The organism is Mesorhizobium sp. M7A.F.Ca.US.010.02.1.1, from assembly GCF_004023085.1.
GTDB lineage: Bacteria > Pseudomonadota > Alphaproteobacteria > Rhizobiales > Rhizobiaceae > Mesorhizobium.
This window is the reverse complement of the sequence record NZ_RZRV01000059.1, coordinates 1-18,276: the sequence shown is the minus strand read 5'-3', so window position 1 is coordinate 18,276 and position 18,276 is coordinate 1. Positions and strand designations below refer to the sequence as shown.

The following is an 18,276-nucleotide window of genomic DNA, read 5'->3' as shown; positions in this document are numbered from 1 at the left end:
CGGAAACGCTGAACCGCTCTAGCTCCTGCCGATGCGACTCCGGACGGAAAACCGTTTCACGCTTTTCCCGGAATTGCTCTAAGGAGCGGACCTTGCCGTAGAAGCAAGAGCCGGAGCTGACGGTTTTGCCGTCGCCGGTTCCGAGCCCGCTGGACCCCGTCCGGCGGGTTTTGTCTTTTTGGGGCCATCAACCGCATGCGCTCGACAGCAATCTGAGGTTGACCTTCAACGGCCGCCCTTGCGCAAGGGAGGCCGCCAGCCGCGCCTCTGCGGGGTCGATCGAGAAACCTACTTCGACAAGTGGTTCAACTACAATGGACGGTGGACGCTCACCCAACTCTACGATCATGCCGTGACCGATCCGGTACCGCTCTCAATGGATTTCGTCAGTGCCAACAATCTGGACCCATACGATTCTGATGGCCTGCGCGCCACGAGCGAGACCGGCATCTGGTTCACCTATGTGCCGGACATGGACGGCTACGTAACGGTTTTCTGGCTATCGGACCGCGTAACCTATCGCCTGTTCAGACAATACCATCCGCGCGATGCGGACGGCTGGGCGAATGGTTGGCTCTCGGTGGAAGGGGTTGTCGGCATCTGGACGAACAATTCATTCGCAGGTCGCGACTACGTCGAAATTTCGAGCAGCAACGGCAATGCGCACGACACGCTACAAGCGAGCGGGGTCCTTTTCATTCACAACAGTACATACCCCGTCCAGGCAGGAAAACCGGTCCATGTGCTGATCGGAACGCGGTCGAAAATCTTTAGTGTTTGCGACGGAACGGGCATCAACTTGGGGGCCGGCGTTGTCGCGCGAATTGATCACCCCATTTCCATCTTCACGCGAGCGGGGCTGGAGCCATATTCGCCGTTCTACTGAACCTGGATGACAACTGGGCCGCTACCGTTTCGAGGCATTCGACCTCGGGTAAGGTGGAGCTGTCGGGCCGATACCGACAGGCCGGAAAGCCGACGCGCGATTTTTTGCGCCATCCGTCGAACAAGGGACGGCCGCGCTCCGGGCGATCTGACGGTCTTGGGAGCGCGCAGCGCACGCGGTGCGGTCTTGGCTCCAAAAACGTTGCGAAACGACCCGAGAGCGGTTATACAGACCGCGAATTTCCCATTTTGGTGGCTCTAAACCACCGCCCGCGCGGGAACGCGGGCGAACGAGAAGGATTTGTAAAATGGCCAATACGCTGCTGATGCCCAAGGCGACCGCTGTCTGGCTGGTCGACAATACCGCACTTTCCTTCGAGCAGATCGCGCAGTTCTGCGGGCTGCACCCGCTCGAGGTCAAGGCAATCGCCGACGGTGAATCGGCGCAAGGCATCAAGGGCATGGACCCGATCATGACCGGACAGCTGACCCGCGACGAGATCGCCCGTGCCGAGAAGGACCCGAACCAGCGCCTGAAGCTTTCGGACCCCAAGGTCCGGGTGCCCGAATCCAAGCGCAAGGGGCCGCGCTACACGCCGCTGTCGAAGCGCCAGGACCGGCCGAACGCGATTCTGTGGCTGGTGCGCAACCATCCCGAGCTCAAGGACGCGCAGATCTCGCGCCTCGTCGGCACCACCAAGTCGACGATCGAACAGATCCGTGAGCGCAAGCACTGGAATTCGGCCAATCTGCAGCCGATGGATCCTGTCACGTTGGGCCTCGCCTCGCAGATCGACCTCGACATGGAAGTCAATCGCGCCTCGCGCGGCCGCGAACAGGCGCAGCCGGTCGGCGACACGCTGCTGCCGGCGGCCTTGACCGAGCGGCTGGTGCCGGCTCCCGAGAAGCCCAAGGACGAGGATGCCGAACTCGACGCCAACGCCGTGTTCGCCAAGCTTTCGGCCTTGAAGTCGAAGAACACGGACAATGACGACGACGAGTGAGGTTGTCTGACATTCTAATAAAAGCCCGCTTCGAGCGGGCTTTTTATTGGGTCAACAACTCAGCTGCGCGCCGCGCGATCCGGCGCCATGCCATAATCTTCGCTGCGCTCCACCGCGCGGTAGAAGTCGGCAAGCTGCTTGCCGCGCTCGGGCTTGAAGATGCGGCCAGCGATGACCACGGAGGCGATGCGATCGATGCGGAAGGCGCGAAAATCGTCGCGCATCTCGCACCAGGCGACCAGCGTCCACACCTTGCCCCAAAACCACAGGCCGAGCGGGCGGATATCGCGGGCGGTGCCGCGGCCGGCCTCGTCGGAATAGTCGATGGTCAGCACCTGCCGTTTTTCGACCGCGCGCTCGATCAGGTCAATCGCCTCGCGAGCAGCGTCGCTGACCACCCACATCGGTGTGTGGATCTCAGTGCGGGCGATGCGGTCTTTCTCGGCATCGGGCAATACGGCGCCGATCTTGACCAGCGCCTCGTCGGCGGCCCTCGCCATGGCGGCACCGCCAAAGGCGCGCACCATGCGGGCGCCGGCGACCAGCGCGACGATCTCGTCACGCGTGAACATCAGCGGCGGAAGGTCGAAACCCTCCCTCATCATATAGCCAACGCCGGCCTCGCCGTCGATCGGCACTCCGGTCGACTGCAAATCGGCAATGTCGCGATAGATGGTTCGCTCGGAAACTTCGAGCCACGTGCCGAGCTTCTGGGCAGTGACCAGTCGGCCACCGCGCAGATGCTGCACGATCTGGAAGAGCCTGTCGGCGCGGCGCATCGTATGGTCCCTCGGCGTTGTCTCTATGCATGTCGCCCGAAACCGGTCCACCTCTGGGTGGCATGCATCGTGTTTTCGCGCATGCCGCTATCCCAAAACCGCAGAACACTTTTGGGCGGCATGTATCATGGCTTCAGCCCTTCGCGCTTGCCCTGCGCGGCGACGAACTCCGCGCCGAAGGACAGTTTCTTCGTCGTCGGTGTTTTCGCATCGAGCACGCGCCAGAACGGTGCCACGTCACTCAGCGTCATACCGCGCTGGAGGTCCTCGTTGGCGGCTTCGGCAACAGTGCGCAGATGATAGCCTATGGTGACCGGGCATGTCACTTCGGCGCCATGCTCGATGGCAAGTGCTGTACGCAGCGCACGCACATCCATCTCGACGCCTTCGGGAATCGAGCGGATGAAATCATCCACCTGGCGCGCCGTCGGCACCAGCATAGGCTGGCCTTCGACGACATCGGCCATCGTGCGCGGCGTCGGCCTCACGCCGTTGATGCCTGGTGTGCTCAGTCTGTCGTTCCAACTCTTCATCGATCGTCCTTTGACGCCAATGCGCGGTGTCCGAAGCTGGCACCATTGCACGCCCCTCCTGACAGCATACTGTCAGGAGGCTTCAGCATACTCCTTGGCGAACAGCGTCCGCATCTGTGCGAGATCGCTGCCTTTTTCCGGGTAGAGCGCCTTCAGAAAGGCGAGTGCGAAGGTGCCTGGTGCCGAGCCCGGTGCGGAAACGATGTTGCCGTCGGCTACGGCATGCGGCACATCCTCGTAGTTCTCGGCACCGGCATAACCGGCTTCATGACCCTTGATCCACTCGCGGCCATTGCTGGTATGCCTGGCCTTCTCGAAAAGGCCGGCTCGGGCCAGCGCCAGCGTGCCGGCGCAGATGCCGCCGACCACGCCGCCGCGCGATGCAATGGCGGCAAGCAGGTCGCCTACATCAGGCGGTGCCTTGCCCGTCCACTGGTCGGAACCAATGACGGCAATGGCATCGAGATCGGCATTCTCGCCGGCGCCTGTTGCGCGATCAGGGATCAGCCGAAAGCCGCCAATGCCCGTCACCTGCTTGCCATCAGGCGTCAGCGACACGGCACGGGCGCCGAACCATTCGACCGCCGAGGCCGCCAGCAGCCCATACTCCCAGTCAGCGAAGCCTTCGATGAAAAGGAAACCGATTGTCTTTTGTTCGGGCATAAGTGCGCTCCGCGTGTCGACCTGTTGCCCTGCTTGTTATCTGGGCGTTGACGCGCCCACATCCAATCGCCGGGTCGAAAAATTGGCTTCAATTGCCGCGAGGGCCACGGTCCGCGTACATGTCGGGCCAGCCGATATCCTTGCGAATGTCCGCCGGCAGCGAGTTCATGAACCGCTGGGTGCGGATCTCGTTGCGCATCGTCCGGATCTTGCCGACATAGTGCTGCATGCCGCGCAGAATGGTGTAACCGTTCATGGCTAAGTCTCCTCTCTCTGTGTAGAGGCACTATCGCATACCCCTCCTGACAGCAGTCTGTCAGGAGGATGTCAGGGCGCGAGACAATAGTTGCGGCCGGTGTGCGCGCCGCAGGCAAGGCATCGCTTCTCGCCGCATCGAGCGGTGCCTCAAGGCAGGTTTGCGACGTCCGATTGTTCATGGCGACGACGTTGTTTTCGGCGCCGCTGTTCAGCGTCCGGCGACGGACTGTCGGAATACGAGGCCTTCAGCGAGGTGACCGCAGGTCTGATATGAAGGGAGAAAATTCTTCCCCAACAGCAGGGAGACGACGATGAGCTTGCAACTGACAGGTATCCACCATCTGACCGCCATCACCGCCAATGCGCCTGGCAATCTTCATTTCTACACCAAGGTGCTGGGTCTGCGGCTGGTCAAGAAGACCGTAAACCAGGACGACACCTCGGCCTACCACCTCTTCTATGCCGACGGCGAAGCGACGCCGGGCACCGACCTTACCTTCTTCGACTGGCCGGTCGGCCGCGAGCGGCGCGGCACGCACAGCATCGTGCGGACCAGCCTCAGGGTCGGCAGCCGGGAGAGCCTTGCCTGGTGGAAGCAACACTTGACCGATGAAGGCCTGGCAACAGGAGAGGTCGCCGACATCGGCGGTTATGCGTCGTTGGACTTCGAAGATCCCGAGGGCCAGCGTCTGCGCCTGGTCAGCGATGGCGGCAAGGGCGGCAGCCATCCCTGGGCGCAAAGCCCGGTACCGGTCGAGCACCAGATACGCGGGCTCGGGCCGATCGTCATCAGCGTTCCCGACATCACCAACACCGAAGCGGTGGTGACCAAAGTGATGAACATGCGCAAGGCGCGCGACTATGTCTCGCCGGAGGGGCAGGTTCACGTCTTCGAAATGGGAGAGGGCGGGCCGGCGGCGGAGTTGCATGTCCTGGTGCAGCCGGGACTGGCGCCGGCACGGCAAGGCGCGGGTGCGGTTCACCATGTCGCCTTCAGGGCGCCGGACCAGGAGACGCTGCATCAATGGACGGCGCGGCTGGCCGAGTTCCGGCTGCCGTCGAGCGGCGAGGTCGAGCGGTACTATTTCCGCTCGCTCTATTTCCGCGAGCCGAACGGCATCCTGTTCGAGATCGCCACCGACGGGCCCGGGTTCACCGCCGACGAGCCGCTGGAGACACTGGGTGAAAATCTGGCCCTGCCGCCGTTCCTCGAGCCGAAACGCGCCTCGATCGAGGCCGGCCTCAAGCCGCTGAAGTAGGCAGCTCCCCGGTCAAAGGCGGGCGCCGCGTTCCGGTTCGGGATCGCGGCGTCCGTTCTTTCTCGGGCAATGAACGAGGTGCTTTGACAGCCGGCCGCGTTGCTGGTCAAAAGCGGCATGTCGAAACTTCTCGCGCTTGTCATTGTTGGCATCATGGTCATTCAGCTGATCAAGCCGCTCGGCTGGCCCGGGCTGAAACGGCGCAGCGACTTCTGGAAGCTGGCGCTGCTGGCGATGGCCGCGATTTCGATAACAGCCGTGCTTGGGCACTGGACTTAGGCCCCGCACGGGCGAGGCCGGCTGCCAGCCCTTCAGAGGGCCAGCACAGGACCGACCAGATGCTCCGCCCATGCTCGATAACCCGCTTCCGAGGCGTGAAAGCCGTCGGAGGCGAAGCCGGCCTGGGGATTTGTGATCGGCAGGCGTGGCGCCGGCACCGCGCCGCGCTCCAGGCAAAGGCGTTCGCCCATCCGGTTCATGTCGGTGGCGCGAATCTCAAGAATTTTTCCGAGCAGCGGCGGCATGGCCGGCGCCCGGGTAAACTCCAGCACCGGCGACCATACCACGCGTGCTTCCGGCCATTTGGCGCGCAGGCCGTAGAGCAGGCCACCGAACTCCTTCTTGAAGCGCGGCACAGAGTGAAAATTCTTGGCGTCGTTGGTGCCGATGGCCAGCACGATATGCGTCCACGGATCGGCCGACAGATTGGGCAGGACATGGTCGCGGATCTGGCCCGACGTTGCCGAATTGAAGCCGGCCGCCCGCCAGCGCACGGCGCGGCCTGTGCTTTGTGAAATCAGCACGGCGAGCTGCGCGGCAAGCCCGTCTTCCGAATTGCCGATGCCGACCGAAGCGGCGGAGGAATCGCCCAGCACCAGAAGCGAGATCGCCGGCGCCTTGCCTGGTATTTCGTGCATGACCGGCCCTTGCGCCGGCAGCATGCGCGTGGTGCGGCGTCGCACGCCGAGGCCTTGCCAGATATAGACCGGGAAGGCGAGCCAGGTGAGTAGGGCCGGGAAGCGCATAGCAGTACCGTTAAACGATCAGCGGCAGCCTTAGCGCATGTTTTGGTCGACGGGAACGCTCTTCAATCGCAGCAACTCGCCTGCCCCGCTTGCTTGCCCTGATATTCATCGTGCAGCCGCACCCAATCCATCAGTCCATGATAGGGGCCGTTCTCGTTGCGGCCCTTCGGCGTCATGTCGAGATAGTCGTAGGCGCCGATCTGCGCCTCGCCGCCGCGGGCGCGCGACATGAAGGTGAGGAAGATGTCGCCGGTCTCGTCCCGGTAGAAAACGCTGGTGCCGGGAAGCTCCTTCGATGTCCGTGGACGGGTTTCGAAATTGTAGGTGGTGTCGCCGGCGGCGATCTGCTTGTCGGTGAAGGAGACCTGCATGTCGAAGTTGAAATCCGAGGCATAGGACGACACCCAATCGAACTTCCAGCCCATGCGCTGCTTGTAAGGCAGAAGTTCCGCCAGTGGAGCGCGCGAAACCACGACCAGCGACACGTCGTGATGCCGCAGATGCTGATTGGCGCCGTCGATATGGTCGGCAAGGAATGAGCAGCCCTCGCAATGATTGACGCAGCCCGGCCCGAACATGAAGTGATAGACGATCAGCTGGCTGCTGCCGGCAAACAGGTCGGCCAGTCTCTTCGGCCCTTGCCCGGTCTCGAAGACATAGTCCTTCCGGATCTTCAGCCAGGGCAATTCACGCCGCTCAGCCGCGATCCGCTCGCGGAGCCGCGTCAGTTCCTTCTCGCGCTCCAGATGCGCCTTGTGCGCCTGGAACCAGTCTTCGCGCGAAACGACCTTGTTTCGATGCATGAACCTCTCCCTGAAGTGTCATTCCAAGGACGTTCGGGATGAGCACAACCCGACATCGCCCGAGAGGAAATAAGGACGGAGAGGCCCCGCCCCAAGCCCGGCAAGTCACAAACAAAAACCCGGGCGCATCGGCCCGGGTTCGAAGGAGGAAGAAAGGACTGTGGTCAGGCGGCCTGTTCCAGGCTCGCCTTCCATTTTCCGAGCGCTGCCAGATGATTCATGTGGGCGCGATGGGTGAAGGCGGCCTGACCGGCGGCGACGTTCGAGGCCTTGCCGCTCCAGGCTTTCTGTGGCGCGGCCTGCAGCGCCCGGCCATAGGAGAAGGTCAGCTTCCACGGGTGCGGCCCGATGGCGTTGATGGCGTTGAGGTTGGCGGTCGCCTCCTCGTCCTCCTGGCCGCCGGAGAGGAAGGCGATGCCCGGCACCGCTGCCGGCACGGTTTCGCGGAACAGTTTTATGGTCTTTTCGGCGACTTCTTCGGGGCTGCTCACCTTGCCCGATTTCCTGCCGGCCAGCACCATGTTCGGTTTCAGGATAGTGCCTTCCAGCACGACGCGCGCTGCATGGAGTTCGTCATAAAGTTTGATCAGCGTTGCTTTCGAGATGTCGTAGCAGGTGTCGATGTCGTGGGCGCCATCCATCAGCACCTCCGGCTCGACGATCGGCACGATGCCGGCTTCCTGGCAAAGAGCGGCATAGCGGGCGAGCGCATGGGCGTTGGAGCCGATCGAGGTCCCCGAAGGCACGCCTTTGGCGACATCGATGTCGATCACCGCGCGCCATTTGGCGAAGCGGGCGCCGAGCTTGTAGTAGTCGGCAAGGCGCTCGCGCAGGCCATCGAGGCCTTCGGTGATGGTGTCGCCGGAAAACCTGGCCAGCGGCTTGGCGCCTGCATCGACCTTGATGCCGGGGATGGCGCCGGCCGCCTTGATGATGTCGACCAGCGGCGTGCCGTCGGCGGCCTTCTGGCGGATCGTCTCGTCATAGAGGATGACGCCGGAGATGTAGCGGGTCATTGCCTCCCTGGTGCGGAACATCATCTCGCGGTAATCGCGGCGGCTGTCGGCTGTCGATTCGACGCCAATGACGTCGAAGCGCTTCTTGATGGTGCCCGAACTTTCGTCGGCGGCCAGCAGGCCCTTGCCATCGGCGACGATCGCAGCGGCAATGTCTTCGAGACGTTCGCTCATTGTGGCTTCTCCTGAAACGGTTGTTCCGCGCTTAACGGAAGTCTACCGCCAAAGGAATGGCATCGGAAAGCTCGAATCGATTGAAAGCCTCGGGCGGCCTTGTTCGCTCTCCGAGTGTTGATCGCCTCGGAGCCTCAGCGCTTCAAGACGTCGACGCCGGGCAGCGGCTTGCCTTCCATCCATTCCAGGAAAGCGCCGCCGGCGGTCGAGACATAGGTGAAGTCGTCGGCGACGCCGGCATGGTTGAGCGCCGCCACCGTATCGCCACCGCCGGCGACCGAGACCAGCTTGCCGGCCTTGGTGCGCGACGCCGCGTGCTTGGCAGCTGCCAACGTCGCATGATCGAAGGGCGCGATCTCGAAGGCGCCGAGCGGGCCGTTCCAGACCAGTGTCGCGGCGCGGTCGATCCATTCGCCGATGGCCGTCACGGTTTTGGCGCCGACATCGAGGATCATGCCGTCGGCCGGCACATCCGATATAGCGACGGTCTCGCAGGCCGCGCCCGCCTTGAACTCCCTGGCGACGACGCCGTCGACCGGCAGGATGATGGCGCAGCCGGCCTCGGCCGCCTCGATCATGATCTGCTTGGCGGTCGCGGCGAGATCATGCTCGCACAGCGATTTGCCGACATTGGTGCCACGCGCGGCAAGAAAGGTGTTGGCCATGCCGCCGCCGATGACGAGTGCGTCGACCTTCTTCACCAGATTCATCAAAAGGTCGATCTTGGTCGAGACCTTGGCGCCACCGACAATGGCGACGACCGGACGAACCGGTTTTCCCAGGCCCTTCTCCAGCGCCTCAAGCTCGGCTTGCATGGTGCGGCCGGCAAAAGCCGGCAACAGATGCGCCAGCCCCTCCGTCGAAGAATGCGCGCGGTGCGCGGCCGAGAAGGCGTCGTTGACGAAGATATCGCCATTGGCGGCGAGTTTTTCCGTGAAGGCCGGCTCGTTCTTCTCCTCGGCCTTGTAGAAGCGGGTGTTTTCGAGCAGCAGCACGTCGCCCTTGTTCATGGCGGCGACAGCGCTTCCGGCCGTGTCGCCGACGCAATCCGAGGCGAAACCGACGGGACGGCCGAGCACGTCGGCTGTCGCCCTGGCGATAGGCTCCAGCGAGAATTCGGGCGAGGGGCCATCCTTGGGCCGGCCGAAATGGGCGAGCAGGATGACCTTGGCGCCCTTGGCCGATAGCTCGGCGATAGTCGGTGCGATGCGTTCGATGCGGGTGGCATCGGTGACTTTGCCCTCAGTGACAGGCACGTTGAGGTCGACGCGCACCAGCACGCGCTTGCCGCTGATGTTGCCGATATCGTCGAGTGTCTTGAAGGCGGCCATGCGGGTTCCTTTCGCGAAAAACCGGGGGACCATACCCCGCATCGGTGACGATGCAAGGCTTAGGGCGCGCTCGAACCGAAATTTTGAACTGGGTACGATCTTGCGCCGGCAGGGCGGATGAATGGCAGCGCTCAATAGCGGTTTTGTCAGCTTTCGGTTGCTGCCTTTTCCGGCGCCGGCTCCGGGGCCGGCTTTTCGTCCGCCCGCGCCTCGGTCTCCTGCGTCTCGGTCGGCTTGCGCCAGTTGCGGATGAAGGCGGAAAGACGGTCGCCGATTTCGCCGGCGCTGAGGAAGACCGGCACCCGCGCCACCGGCGCGGTCGGCTCGAAAGACAGACCGAGGCCTATGATCTTGCCCTTGTCGTCGACGTCGCGGACGATCAGTTCTATCGGGCCGAGCAGGACGCGGTCGGCATATTCGGCATGGCCGCCGAGCCGCGCCGTGACCAGCGCGCCAACGGTGAGCTTTTGCTCCGCTTCGGTCAGGCCCGGCGTATAGGCCGCTTCCAGTTCAGCGGCGGAGCGCGCGGGGTCGACCGCGAAGGCACCGAAGAAATCGGCATCCTCGGGATCGACCACGGCACGGCTCGCGAACAGCTTGTCGAGCAGGCGCGGATAGCGGTCCGGCACGAAAATATAGACCTGGTCGCCGGCGGCGAGCCGGCCCATGTCCTGGAAGCGCATCGAGCGGCCGTCGCGCAGCACCAGCGAGGGCCGTGCCCAGCGCGGGATGCGCTCGCCGCGCGCCACCGGGCTGCCGTGTGCGACGCGATAGGCGAGAAGCTCGTGATGGGCCGAGCCCGGCAGTTCCAGCTCGACCTTGTCCAGCGGTCCGAGCCGTGCCGGTACGATCAGGCCGAGGCGGCGCGCCAGCGGTCCGACCGTCCAGCCCTGGATGACCAGCGACACGAGCACGATGATGAAGGCGCTGTTGAAGATGACACGGCCGTTTTCCAGCCCGCCGAGCAGCGGGGTGATGGCGAGCAGGATCGACACCGCGCCGCGCAGGCCGACCCACGAGATGAAGGCGACTTCGGGGCGCGGCAGACGGAACGGGATCAGGCAGAGCCAGACGGCGACTGGCCGCGCCACGAACATCAGGAATAGGCCGAGCAGCACCGCCGGCACCATGATCGCCGGAAACTGCGACGGCGTCGCGAACAGGCCGAGGATGAGGAACATGATGATCTGCGCCAGCCACGACATGCCGTCCTGGAAACGCTTGAGGATGGTGACGGCTCGGATGTCGGAATTGCCGGCGATAAGGCCGGCAATATATACCGCCAGGAAGCCTGAGCCGCCAATGGCGCCGGCTGCTGCAAACACCATCAGCGACAAGGTCAGCACGAAGATCGGCAGCAGGCCGTGGTCGAGATTGAGCCGGTCGACGAGGCGCACGATGGCGAGACCGCCCAGCACGCCTACGATTGCACCGAGGCCCATGTTGAGGAGGAAGCCGAGAAACAGGCTGGTGACCAGAACATTGGTCTCGGGGTTGGCGTGGGCGGCGATGATCTCTACCAGCGTGATGGTCAGGAAGATGGCGATCGGGTCGTTGGTGCCGGATTCCACCTCCAGCGTCGAGCGCACGCGTTCGCGCAGATTGATCTCGCCGGCTCGCAACAGGAAGAACACGGCCGCCGCATCTGTGGAGGCGACGGCAGCCCCGAGCAGGAAGGATTCCAGCCAGGTGAGATCGAGCAGATAATGGGCGGCGCCGCCGAACAGGCCGGTGGTGACAAGCACGCCGAAGGTCGCCAGCGACAAAGCCGGGCCTGCAGCCTGCCGCAAGGCGTTGAGCGGCGTGCCGAAACCGGAATCGAACAGGATGACGGCCAGCGCCAGTGAGCCGGCAAAATAAGCGATGCGGGCGTTGTCGAACTGGATACCGAGTCCGTCGGTGCCGGTGGCGAGGCCAATGCAGAGAAACAGGAGCAGAAGAGGGGCGCCGAAGCGGAAGGCGATCAGGCTCGAAAACGCGGCGGCGACGACAAGCGCTGTGCCGACCAGCGTGACGAGATAGATCGCATGCTCCATCCTGAAATCAGCCCCTCAAATTCGTCTGTCTCCTGCTTTGCGAGAGAGTGGGGCGAAGACGTGACCAGTGCAAGGCGGCAGGGTGGCTTTTTGGCCTATGCCGCTGATTTTTGGATGTTTTGGCGTCCAGGACACAATTTGGAAAGGCGCAAGCTGCGCTCATGAAAAACGCCCGGGCAAAGCCGGGCGTTCCAAGTCTCGAAAAGAGAGTTTTGTGATCAGGCGATGGTCTTGCCGAAGGCGACCGATGTGTCGCCCATGCGGTTGGAGAAACCCCATTCATTGTCGTACCAGGACAGCACCGACACGAAGTTGCCGTCCATCACCTTGGTCTGGTCGAGCGCCATGATCGAGGAGCGCGGATCGTGGTTGAAGTCGATCGACACATTCGGGTGATGGGTGACGCCGAGAATGCCCTTCAGCTTGCCGTTGGAGGCGGCGATCACCGCTTCGTTGATCTCCTGCACCGTGGTCGAACGCTTGGCGATGAACTTGAAGTCGACGACCGAGACGTTCGGGGTCGGCACGCGGATCGAGATGCCGTCGAGCTTGCCCTTGAGGTCGGGCAGCACCAGTCCGATCGCCTTGGCGGCACCGGTCGAGGTCGGGATCTGCGACAGGGCAGCGGCGCGGGCGCGGTAGAGATCCTTGTGCATGGTGTCCAGCGTCGGCTGGTCGCCGGTGTAGGAATGGATCGTCGTCATCATGCCCTTTTCGATGCCGACCGCCTCATGCAGCACGGCTGCCAGCGGCGCCAGGCAGTTGGTGGTGCAGGACGCATTCGAGATGACGATATGGTCCTTGGTCAACTGGTCGTGGTTGATTCCGTAGACCACGGTGAGGTCGGCGCCTTCGGCCGGGGCCGAAACGATGACGCGCTTGGCGCCGGCGGTCAGGTGTGCCGCTGCCTTGTCGCGGGCGGTGAAGATGCCGGTGCATTCGAGCGCGATGTCGATGCCCAGTTCCTTCCACGGCAGCTGCGTCGGATCCTTGATGGCGGTGACCTTGAACGTCTCCTTGCCGACGGTGATCTGGTCGCCGGACACCGAGACTTCATGCGGGAAACGGCCGTGCACGCTGTCGTAGCGCAAGAGGTGCGCGTTGGTCTCGACCGGGCCGAGGTCGTTGACGGCGACGACGTCGATGTCCTTGCGGCCGGATTCATGGATGGCGCGCAGGATGTTGCGGCCGATGCGGCCGAATCCGTTGATGGCAACTCTGACGGTCATAATTCTCTCCCTGGGAGTTGGAGGGCGGATGAGGGGTCCGCAGTTTCATAGCTGTGGAAGCAGAAAGAATCCAGCCGCAGTGGCGTGGATTTAAATCGATTAAGTTGGGCCGGCCCGGCGAGACCGCCTTACGCGATTTCGCCGAACCTTGAACCTACTTGGCATGCAGGCGGGTTTCCGCCGCCTTGGCCGCGGCTTCGGCGGTGATGCCGAAATGCGGATAGAGCTGCTCAATGGTGCCTGAGGCGCCAAAGCCGGTCATGCCGACGAAGATGCCGTCGGAGCCGATCAGATGATCCCAGCCCTGGCGGATGCCGGCTTCGATCGCCATCTTGATTGGCGCGTTGCCGATCGTTTTCTTGCGGTAGTCGTCGCTCTGCTGGTCGAACAGTTCGAAGCAGGGCACCGAGACGACGCGGGTGGGATGGCCGTGCTTTTCCAGCAGGTCGCGGGCGCCGAGCGCGATCTCGACCTCGGAGCCGGTGGCGAAGATCGTCACCGCCGCTTCACCGCTGGCGGCAGCCAGCTCGTAGGCGCCCTGGCTGCTGAGATTCTCAGCAACGAATTCGTTGCGTACCGTCGGCAGGTTCTGGCGTGTCAGCGCCAGCGTCGACGGCGTCTTTTCCGACTCGAGGGCGATCTGCCAGCATTCGGCGGTTTCCACAGCGTCGGCCGGGCGGAAGACATTGTGGTTGGGAATGGCGCGCAATGCGGCCAGATGCTCGACCGGCTGGTGGGTCGGGCCGTCTTCGCCCAGACCGATGGAATCATGGGTCATGACGAAGATCGAGCGGATGCCCATCAGTGAGGCCAGCCGCATCGACGGCCGGGCATAGTCGGAGAAGCACATGAAGGTGCCGCCATAGGCGATGAGGCCGCCATGCAGCGTCAGGCCGTTGATCGCAGCCGCCATGCCATGCTCGCGGATGCCGTAGTGGACATAGCGCTGGCCATAGTCGTCCGACGTGATGGTCTTGGTCTGGCTGGTCTTGGTGTTGTTGGAGCCGGTCAGGTCGGCGGAGCCGCCGATGGTCTCGGGCACGGCGCCGTTGATGACTTCCAGCGCCATCTCGGAAGACTTGCGGGTGGCGACCTTCGGCTTGTCGGCCGACAGCTTCTTCTTGTAATCAGCGATGACGGCGTCGAAATTGGACGGCAGCTTGCCGCTGATGCGGCGCTCGAACTCGGCCTTCAGCTTGGCATCGGCCTTGGCCAGGCGGCCTTCCCAGTCTGTACGCGCCTTGACGCCGGCCTTGCCGGCGGTGCGCCAGGCGTCGAGGATGTCGGCTGGAATCTCGAAGGGCGGCGAATCCCAGTTGAAGAACTTGCGCGCGCCGGCGATTTCGTCGGCGCCCAGGGGGGAGCCGTGCGCCTTGTTGGTGCCAGCCTTGGTTGGCGCGCCGAAGCCGATGGTCGTCTTGCAGGCGATCATCGTCGGCTTGTCGGAATGGCGGGCAGCTTCGATGGCATAAGCGATGGCTTCCGGATCGGTGCCGTCGATGTGGCTGGCATTCCAGCCGGAGGCCCGGAAGCGGGCGACCTGATCGGTGTTGTCGGACAGCGAGACCGGGCCGTCGATCGAGATGTCGTTGTTGTCCCAGAAGACGATCAGCTTGTTGAGCTTGAGATGGCCGGCAAGCGCGATGGCTTCCTGGGAAACACCTTCCATCAGGCAGCCGTCGCCGGCCAGCACATAGGTGTAATGATCGACGAGATCGTTGCCGAAGGCGGCGTTCATGATGCGCTCGCCGAGCGCGAAGCCGACCGAATTGGCGAGACCCTGGCCGAGCGGGCCCGTCGTCGTCTCTATGCCGGCGGCATGGCCATATTCGGGATGGCCGGCGGTCTTCGAGCCCAACTGACGGAAGTGCTTGATCTGGTCGAGGGTCATGTCTTCGTAGCCGGTCAGATGCAGCAGCGAATAGAGCAGCATTGAGCCATGGCCGGCCGACAGGATGAAACGGTCGCGGTCGGCCCAGTGCGGGGCCTTGGGATCATATTTCAGGAAGCGCGTGAACAGCACCGTAGCGATATCGGCGCAGCCCATGGGCAGGCCTGGATGGCCGGAATTTGCCTTCTCGACGGCGTCCATGGAGAGAAAGCGGATCGCATTGGCCATCCGGTCATGTTGTTCACGCGACGTCATGGTTCCTCCAGAAGTGGGGGTTTGGGGGCTTGGGAGAGCCCTTGAAAAGGGTGCGCGACACATAGCAGGCGCGGGCTTTTAGTCAACAAATCGGGTGCACATTTGCCGGTCTTGTGATGCCGGCGGCGGACCTACATTAGCGTTAGCGGGGGACAGTCGCGAGAGCTTTGTTGACGTTGCCTTCACCCGGTGCCTAATGTTTCAGGGATAACGCGTTCTGAACGTGAACGATTCGGTGATGGGCAGGGCACAGGACGAAGGCCATGACCGGGGAAGCCACACTCAAGGAAGTCATCGCGAGGCTGGGCAAGGCCATCGAGGGGCTGGAAAACGCCGTCGCGGCCAAGCTCGAGCATGAACGCGACTACTCCGAAGCCGAGGCCGAGGTGCAGCGGATGAATGCCGACCGCTCGCGGCTGGCGCAGGAACTCGATAATTCCGAAGCGCGCGCCGAACGGCTGGAAGATGCCAACAAGGAAGTCTCGCGACGTTTGGTGACCGCCATGGAAACCATCCGCGCCGTGTTGGACAGATAGGAGCTGGCCCCGATGGCACAGGTCACGGTTTCAATCGACGGCAAGCAGTATCGCATGGCCTGCGACGAGGGCCAGGAAGAGCATCTGATCGACCTTGCCGAACGCTTCGACCGCTATGTTTCACACCTGAAGGACTCGTTCGGCGAGATCGGCGATCAGCGACTGACCGTGATGGCCGGCATCATGGTGATGGATGAACTCTCGGAGTTGCAGAAACGCGTCAAGGGCATGGAAAGCGAAGTGCTGACCCTGCGCAAGACCCGCGACGAGGCTCTGACCAAGGCCGACAAAAGCGATAGCGTGCTGACCAACGCGCTCGGCGCGCTGGCACAGCGCATGGAAGACCTGGCTGTGACGCTGGCGGTCAACAAAACCTGAGGCAGGAACCTTTCCTGTCCAGCCCAACAGGCTCTCATACGCGCGCAGCGTATTCGGCAGCATAAAAATGCTCGCCTGCCGCCGACAAGAGTTTCATATTATCTTGCAGCCACGATTTTTGCGCTAAGATGCAACGATGCCGGGCGGGACAGCTTGATGTCGGCGTGATTGCCGCGTGCTGTTCCTCGCTGCCGACGGTTCCGTTTACAGGGGAGATGTACCATGAGCCTTCGTATCAACGACATTGCGCCGGATTTTACCGCCGAGACCACGCAAGGGACGATCAAATTCCATGACTGGATCGGTGACGGTTGGGCGATCCTGTTCAGTCACCCGAAGAATTTCACGCCGGTCTGCACGACCGAGCTTGGCACGATGGCGGGGCTCGAAGGCGAGTTCAAGAAGCGTAATGTCAAGATCATCGGCATTTCGGTCGATCCGGTCGAAAGTCACGGCAAGTGGCAGGACGACATCAAGACGGCGACCGGTCATTCGGTGAACTACCCGCTGATCGGCGACAAGGACCTCAAGGTCGCCAAGCTCTACGACATGCTGCCGGGCGGTGCCGGCGAGACGTCGGAGGGCCGTACGCCGGCCGACAATGCCACGGTGCGCTCGGTCTACGTCATCGGACCTGACCAGAAGATCAAGCTGGTGCTGACTTACCCGATGACCACGGGGCGCAATTTCGATGAGATCCTGCGCGCGGTCGATTCCATGCAGCTCACCGCCAAGCACCAGGTGGCGACACCGGCGAATTGGAAGCAGGGCGAGGACGTTATCATCACCGCTGCTGTCTCCAACGAAGACGCGATCAAGCGCTTCGGCGCCTACGAGACCATTTTGCCCTATCTGCGGAAGACCAAGCAGCCATCGGCCTGATCCCAGGCGCTTCGGAACGATCTTTGGCCTTCTCGCCCTTGCGAGCCAAGTGATACTTGACTGCCGCACCCGAGCGGACAACCATGCTCCTCTCGGGTGTCGTCAGAGAAAATCATTCCTGGCGACCGAGAGTTGGGGAAGCCGGAATTGGACGTAGCTTTGGCCAAGCCGCAGGTCAGCGGCTTCTATGACAAGCCGACCGGGGCCATCCAGTATGTCGTCGCCGACCAGGCGACGAAGCGATGCGCCATCATCGATCCGATCCTTGATTTCGACGAGAAATCCGGTGCTACGGCAACGACGAATGCCGATGTCCTGCTCGACTTCGTCAGCGAGCAGGGACTGAGCGTCGAATGGATCCTCGACACCCACCCGCACGCCGATCATTTCTCGGCGGCGCACTATTTGAGAGAGAAGACCGGAGCGCCGACAGCGATCGGCGACAGGGTCGTCGACGTCCAGAATTTGTGGAAGGCGATCTACAACTGGCCGGATTTTCCCGCCGACGGTTCGCAGTGGGACAGGCTGTTTGGTGAAGGCGAAACCTTCCAGGTGGGTACTCTTCCGGTCAAGGTGCTGTTCTCGCCCGGCCATACGCTGGCCTCGATCACCTATCTGATCGGCGATGCCGCCTTCATCCACGACACGCTGTTCATGCCCGACAGCGGCACGGCGCGGACGGACTTTCCCGGTGGCAGTGCCGCGCGGCTCTGGCGCTCGATCCAGGACATACTGGCGTTGCCGGACGAGACGCGGGTGTTCGTCGGCCATGACTATCAGGCCGGCGGCCGCGAACCTTTGTGGGAAAGCACGGTCGCCATACAGAAGGCAACCAACACCCATCTTGCCGCCGCCCGTAGCGAGGCCGAGTTCGTCGCCTTGCGCGAGGCGCGCGACAGGACGCTGCCGATGCCAAGGCTGATCCTGCATGCGCTGCAGGTCAACATGAATGGCGGGAGGCTGCCCGAACCCGAAGCCAATGGCCTGCGGTACCTGAAATTTCCGCTGGACGGGCTTTGAGGGGCTGTTGGCGAAGTTGCCAATCTCCCCCCCTTGCGGGGGAGATGCCCGGCAGGGCAGAGGGGGTGCTGTCCCGCCAACCTGTCAGCTAATTGTGGCTGTGCCTTCAGTCTTCGGTTGGGTGACTGACGCCGAAAGTAGCGATCCTTCACACCCCCCTCTGTCCTGCCGGACATCTCCCCCGCAAGGGGGTGTTTGGACCGGAGACATCGCGAACAGGTGTGCGAGGACATCGCGAACAGTTTGGCGTGCTTTGCGCCGGGAGGTTCGCGATGCCATTTGGGAACACCAGCGTGATGGATGGGAAGTTGGAGTTTGT

Annotated in this window: 19 protein-coding genes; 8 read left to right on the top strand and 11 right to left on the bottom strand. The window is 62.9% G+C overall.

Translation table 11 applies throughout. The features are described 5' to 3' along the window. Positions 1-238: 238 nt before the first annotated feature. Both EOA19_RS32305 and EOA19_RS32300 read left to right on the top strand, forming a co-directional pair. On the top strand, positions 239-886 hold the full coding sequence (locus EOA19_RS32305) for a hypothetical protein (RefSeq protein ID WP_023810956.1): 648 nt from the start codon (positions 239-241) through the stop codon (positions 884-886). Between the two features lie 307 nt (positions 887-1,193). Next, a complete protein-coding gene (locus EOA19_RS32300) occupies positions 1,194-1,889 on the top strand; it encodes a DUF1013 domain-containing protein (protein WP_023810957.1) in 696 nt (231 codons plus the stop codon). Between the two features lie 59 nt (positions 1,890-1,948). Here EOA19_RS32300 and EOA19_RS32295 read toward each other — a convergent pair whose 3' ends face one another. The 4 genes from EOA19_RS32295 to EOA19_RS32280 all read right to left on the bottom strand — a co-directional run bounded on the left by EOA19_RS32295 (position 1,949) and on the right by EOA19_RS32280 (position 4,120). After that, entirely contained in the window at positions 1,949-2,668 is a 720-nt protein-coding gene (locus tag EOA19_RS32295) for a YafY family protein (RefSeq protein WP_013529238.1), read from the bottom strand. 125 nt (positions 2,669-2,793) lie between these two features. Continuing rightward, positions 2,794-3,201 (bottom strand): hypothetical protein, encoded by a 408-nt coding sequence (locus tag EOA19_RS32290; RefSeq protein ID WP_128305881.1) that lies wholly within the window; start codon positions 3,199-3,201, stop codon positions 2,794-2,796. A 72-nt stretch (positions 3,202-3,273) separates the two neighbouring features. Beyond that, positions 3,274-3,864, bottom strand: coding sequence for a DJ-1/PfpI family protein (locus EOA19_RS32285; protein ID WP_128305880.1), 591 nt, complete (start codon positions 3,862-3,864; stop codon positions 3,274-3,276). A gap of 88 nt (positions 3,865-3,952) precedes the next feature. Further along, positions 3,953-4,120 (bottom strand): hypothetical protein, encoded by a 168-nt coding sequence (locus tag EOA19_RS32280; RefSeq protein ID WP_013529241.1) that lies wholly within the window; start codon positions 4,118-4,120, stop codon positions 3,953-3,955. Positions 4,121-4,433: 313 nt separating this feature from the next. Between EOA19_RS32280 and EOA19_RS32275 the strand changes: the two genes are divergently transcribed. Both EOA19_RS32275 and EOA19_RS32270 read left to right on the top strand, forming a co-directional pair. Next, positions 4,434-5,381, top strand: coding sequence for a ring-cleaving dioxygenase (locus EOA19_RS32275; protein WP_128305879.1), 948 nt, complete (start codon positions 4,434-4,436; stop codon positions 5,379-5,381). Between the two features lie 117 nt (positions 5,382-5,498). Next, entirely contained in the window at positions 5,499-5,660 is a 162-nt protein-coding gene (locus tag EOA19_RS32270) for a hypothetical protein (RefSeq protein WP_082525434.1), read from the top strand. Positions 5,661-5,692: 32 nt separating this feature from the next. On the opposite strand, the gene EOA19_RS32265 is transcribed toward EOA19_RS32270, so the two are convergent. From EOA19_RS32265 to tkt, 7 genes are all read right to left on the bottom strand, one after another. Next, positions 5,693-6,406 (bottom strand): SGNH/GDSL hydrolase family protein, encoded by a 714-nt coding sequence (locus tag EOA19_RS32265; protein ID WP_128305878.1) that lies wholly within the window; start codon positions 6,404-6,406, stop codon positions 5,693-5,695. A 62-nt stretch (positions 6,407-6,468) separates the two neighbouring features. Then, complete coding sequence (locus EOA19_RS32260) at positions 6,469-7,209, bottom strand: thioredoxin family protein (protein WP_128305877.1); 741 nt, start codon at positions 7,207-7,209, stop codon at positions 6,469-6,471. A 164-nt stretch (positions 7,210-7,373) separates the two neighbouring features. After that, complete coding sequence (locus EOA19_RS32255; protein ID WP_128305876.1) at positions 7,374-8,399, bottom strand: class I fructose-bisphosphate aldolase; 1,026 nt, start codon at positions 8,397-8,399, stop codon at positions 7,374-7,376. A 134-nt stretch (positions 8,400-8,533) separates the two neighbouring features. Next, positions 8,534-9,730, bottom strand: a complete 1,197-nt coding sequence (locus EOA19_RS32250) for a phosphoglycerate kinase (RefSeq protein WP_128305875.1) — start codon at positions 9,728-9,730, stop codon at positions 8,534-8,536. Positions 9,731-9,876: 146 nt separating this feature from the next. Further along, complete coding sequence (locus EOA19_RS32245; RefSeq protein ID WP_128305874.1) at positions 9,877-11,766, bottom strand: potassium/proton antiporter; 1,890 nt, start codon at positions 11,764-11,766, stop codon at positions 9,877-9,879. Positions 11,767-11,984: 218 nt separating this feature from the next. Then, a complete protein-coding gene (gene gap, locus EOA19_RS32240) occupies positions 11,985-12,995 on the bottom strand; it encodes a type I glyceraldehyde-3-phosphate dehydrogenase (RefSeq protein WP_128305873.1) in 1,011 nt (336 codons plus the stop codon). 154 nt (positions 12,996-13,149) lie between these two features. After that, complete coding sequence (tkt, locus tag EOA19_RS32235; protein ID WP_128305872.1) at positions 13,150-15,141, bottom strand: transketolase; 1,992 nt, start codon at positions 15,139-15,141, stop codon at positions 13,150-13,152. Positions 15,142-15,404: 263 nt separating this feature from the next. Here tkt and EOA19_RS32230 point away from each other — a divergent pair, with 263 nt between their 5' ends. From EOA19_RS32230 to EOA19_RS32215, 4 genes are all read left to right on the top strand, one after another. Next, entirely contained in the window at positions 15,405-15,677 is a 273-nt protein-coding gene (locus EOA19_RS32230; protein ID WP_013529251.1) for a DUF4164 domain-containing protein, read from the top strand. 12 nt (positions 15,678-15,689) lie between these two features. Next, entirely contained in the window at positions 15,690-16,055 is a 366-nt protein-coding gene (locus EOA19_RS32225; RefSeq protein ID WP_128305871.1) for a cell division protein ZapA, read from the top strand. Between the two features lie 222 nt (positions 16,056-16,277). After that, complete coding sequence (locus tag EOA19_RS32220) at positions 16,278-16,937, top strand: peroxiredoxin (RefSeq protein WP_128305870.1); 660 nt, start codon at positions 16,278-16,280, stop codon at positions 16,935-16,937. Between the two features lie 147 nt (positions 16,938-17,084). Further along, on the top strand, positions 17,085-17,957 hold the full coding sequence (locus tag EOA19_RS32215) for an MBL fold metallo-hydrolase (RefSeq protein WP_128305869.1): 873 nt from the start codon (positions 17,085-17,087) through the stop codon (positions 17,955-17,957). Positions 17,958-18,276 lie beyond the last annotated feature (319 nt).

What these genes read in the sequence shown, in the direction of transcription:
- EOA19_RS32300 (WP_023810957.1), top strand. Translation starts at nt 1,194, where the DNA reads ATGGCCAATACGCTGCTGATGCCCAAGGCGACCGCTGTCTGGCTGGTC.
- EOA19_RS32295 (WP_013529238.1), bottom strand. Translation starts at nt 2,668, where the DNA reads ATGCGCCGCGCCGACAGGCTCTTCCAGATCGTGCAGCATCTGCGCGGT.
- EOA19_RS32290 (WP_128305881.1), bottom strand. Translation starts at nt 3,201, where the DNA reads ATGAAGAGTTGGAACGACAGACTGAGCACACCAGGCATCAACGGCGTG.
- EOA19_RS32285 (WP_128305880.1), bottom strand. Translation starts at nt 3,864, where the DNA reads ATGCCCGAACAAAAGACAATCGGTTTCCTTTTCATCGAAGGCTTCGCT.
- EOA19_RS32280 (WP_013529241.1), bottom strand. Translation starts at nt 4,120, where the DNA reads ATGAACGGTTACACCATTCTGCGCGGCATGCAGCACTATGTCGGCAAG.
- EOA19_RS32275 (WP_128305879.1), top strand. Translation starts at nt 4,434, where the DNA reads ATGAGCTTGCAACTGACAGGTATCCACCATCTGACCGCCATCACCGCC.
- EOA19_RS32270 (WP_082525434.1), top strand. Translation starts at nt 5,499, where the DNA reads ATGTCGAAACTTCTCGCGCTTGTCATTGTTGGCATCATGGTCATTCAG.
- EOA19_RS32265 (WP_128305878.1), bottom strand. Translation starts at nt 6,406, where the DNA reads ATGCGCTTCCCGGCCCTACTCACCTGGCTCGCCTTCCCGGTCTATATC.
- EOA19_RS32260 (WP_128305877.1), bottom strand. Translation starts at nt 7,209, where the DNA reads ATGCATCGAAACAAGGTCGTTTCGCGCGAAGACTGGTTCCAGGCGCAC.
- EOA19_RS32255 (WP_128305876.1), bottom strand. Translation starts at nt 8,399, where the DNA reads ATGAGCGAACGTCTCGAAGACATTGCCGCTGCGATCGTCGCCGATGGC.
- EOA19_RS32250 (WP_128305875.1), bottom strand. Translation starts at nt 9,730, where the DNA reads ATGGCCGCCTTCAAGACACTCGACGATATCGGCAACATCAGCGGCAAG.
- EOA19_RS32245 (WP_128305874.1), bottom strand. Translation starts at nt 11,766, where the DNA reads ATGGAGCATGCGATCTATCTCGTCACGCTGGTCGGCACAGCGCTTGTC.
- gap (WP_128305873.1), bottom strand. Translation starts at nt 12,995, where the DNA reads ATGACCGTCAGAGTTGCCATCAACGGATTCGGCCGCATCGGCCGCAAC.
- tkt (WP_128305872.1), bottom strand. Translation starts at nt 15,141, where the DNA reads ATGACGTCGCGTGAACAACATGACCGGATGGCCAATGCGATCCGCTTT.
- EOA19_RS32230 (WP_013529251.1), top strand. Translation starts at nt 15,405, where the DNA reads ATGACCGGGGAAGCCACACTCAAGGAAGTCATCGCGAGGCTGGGCAAG.
- EOA19_RS32225 (WP_128305871.1), top strand. Translation starts at nt 15,690, where the DNA reads ATGGCACAGGTCACGGTTTCAATCGACGGCAAGCAGTATCGCATGGCC.
- EOA19_RS32220 (WP_128305870.1), top strand. Translation starts at nt 16,278, where the DNA reads ATGAGCCTTCGTATCAACGACATTGCGCCGGATTTTACCGCCGAGACC.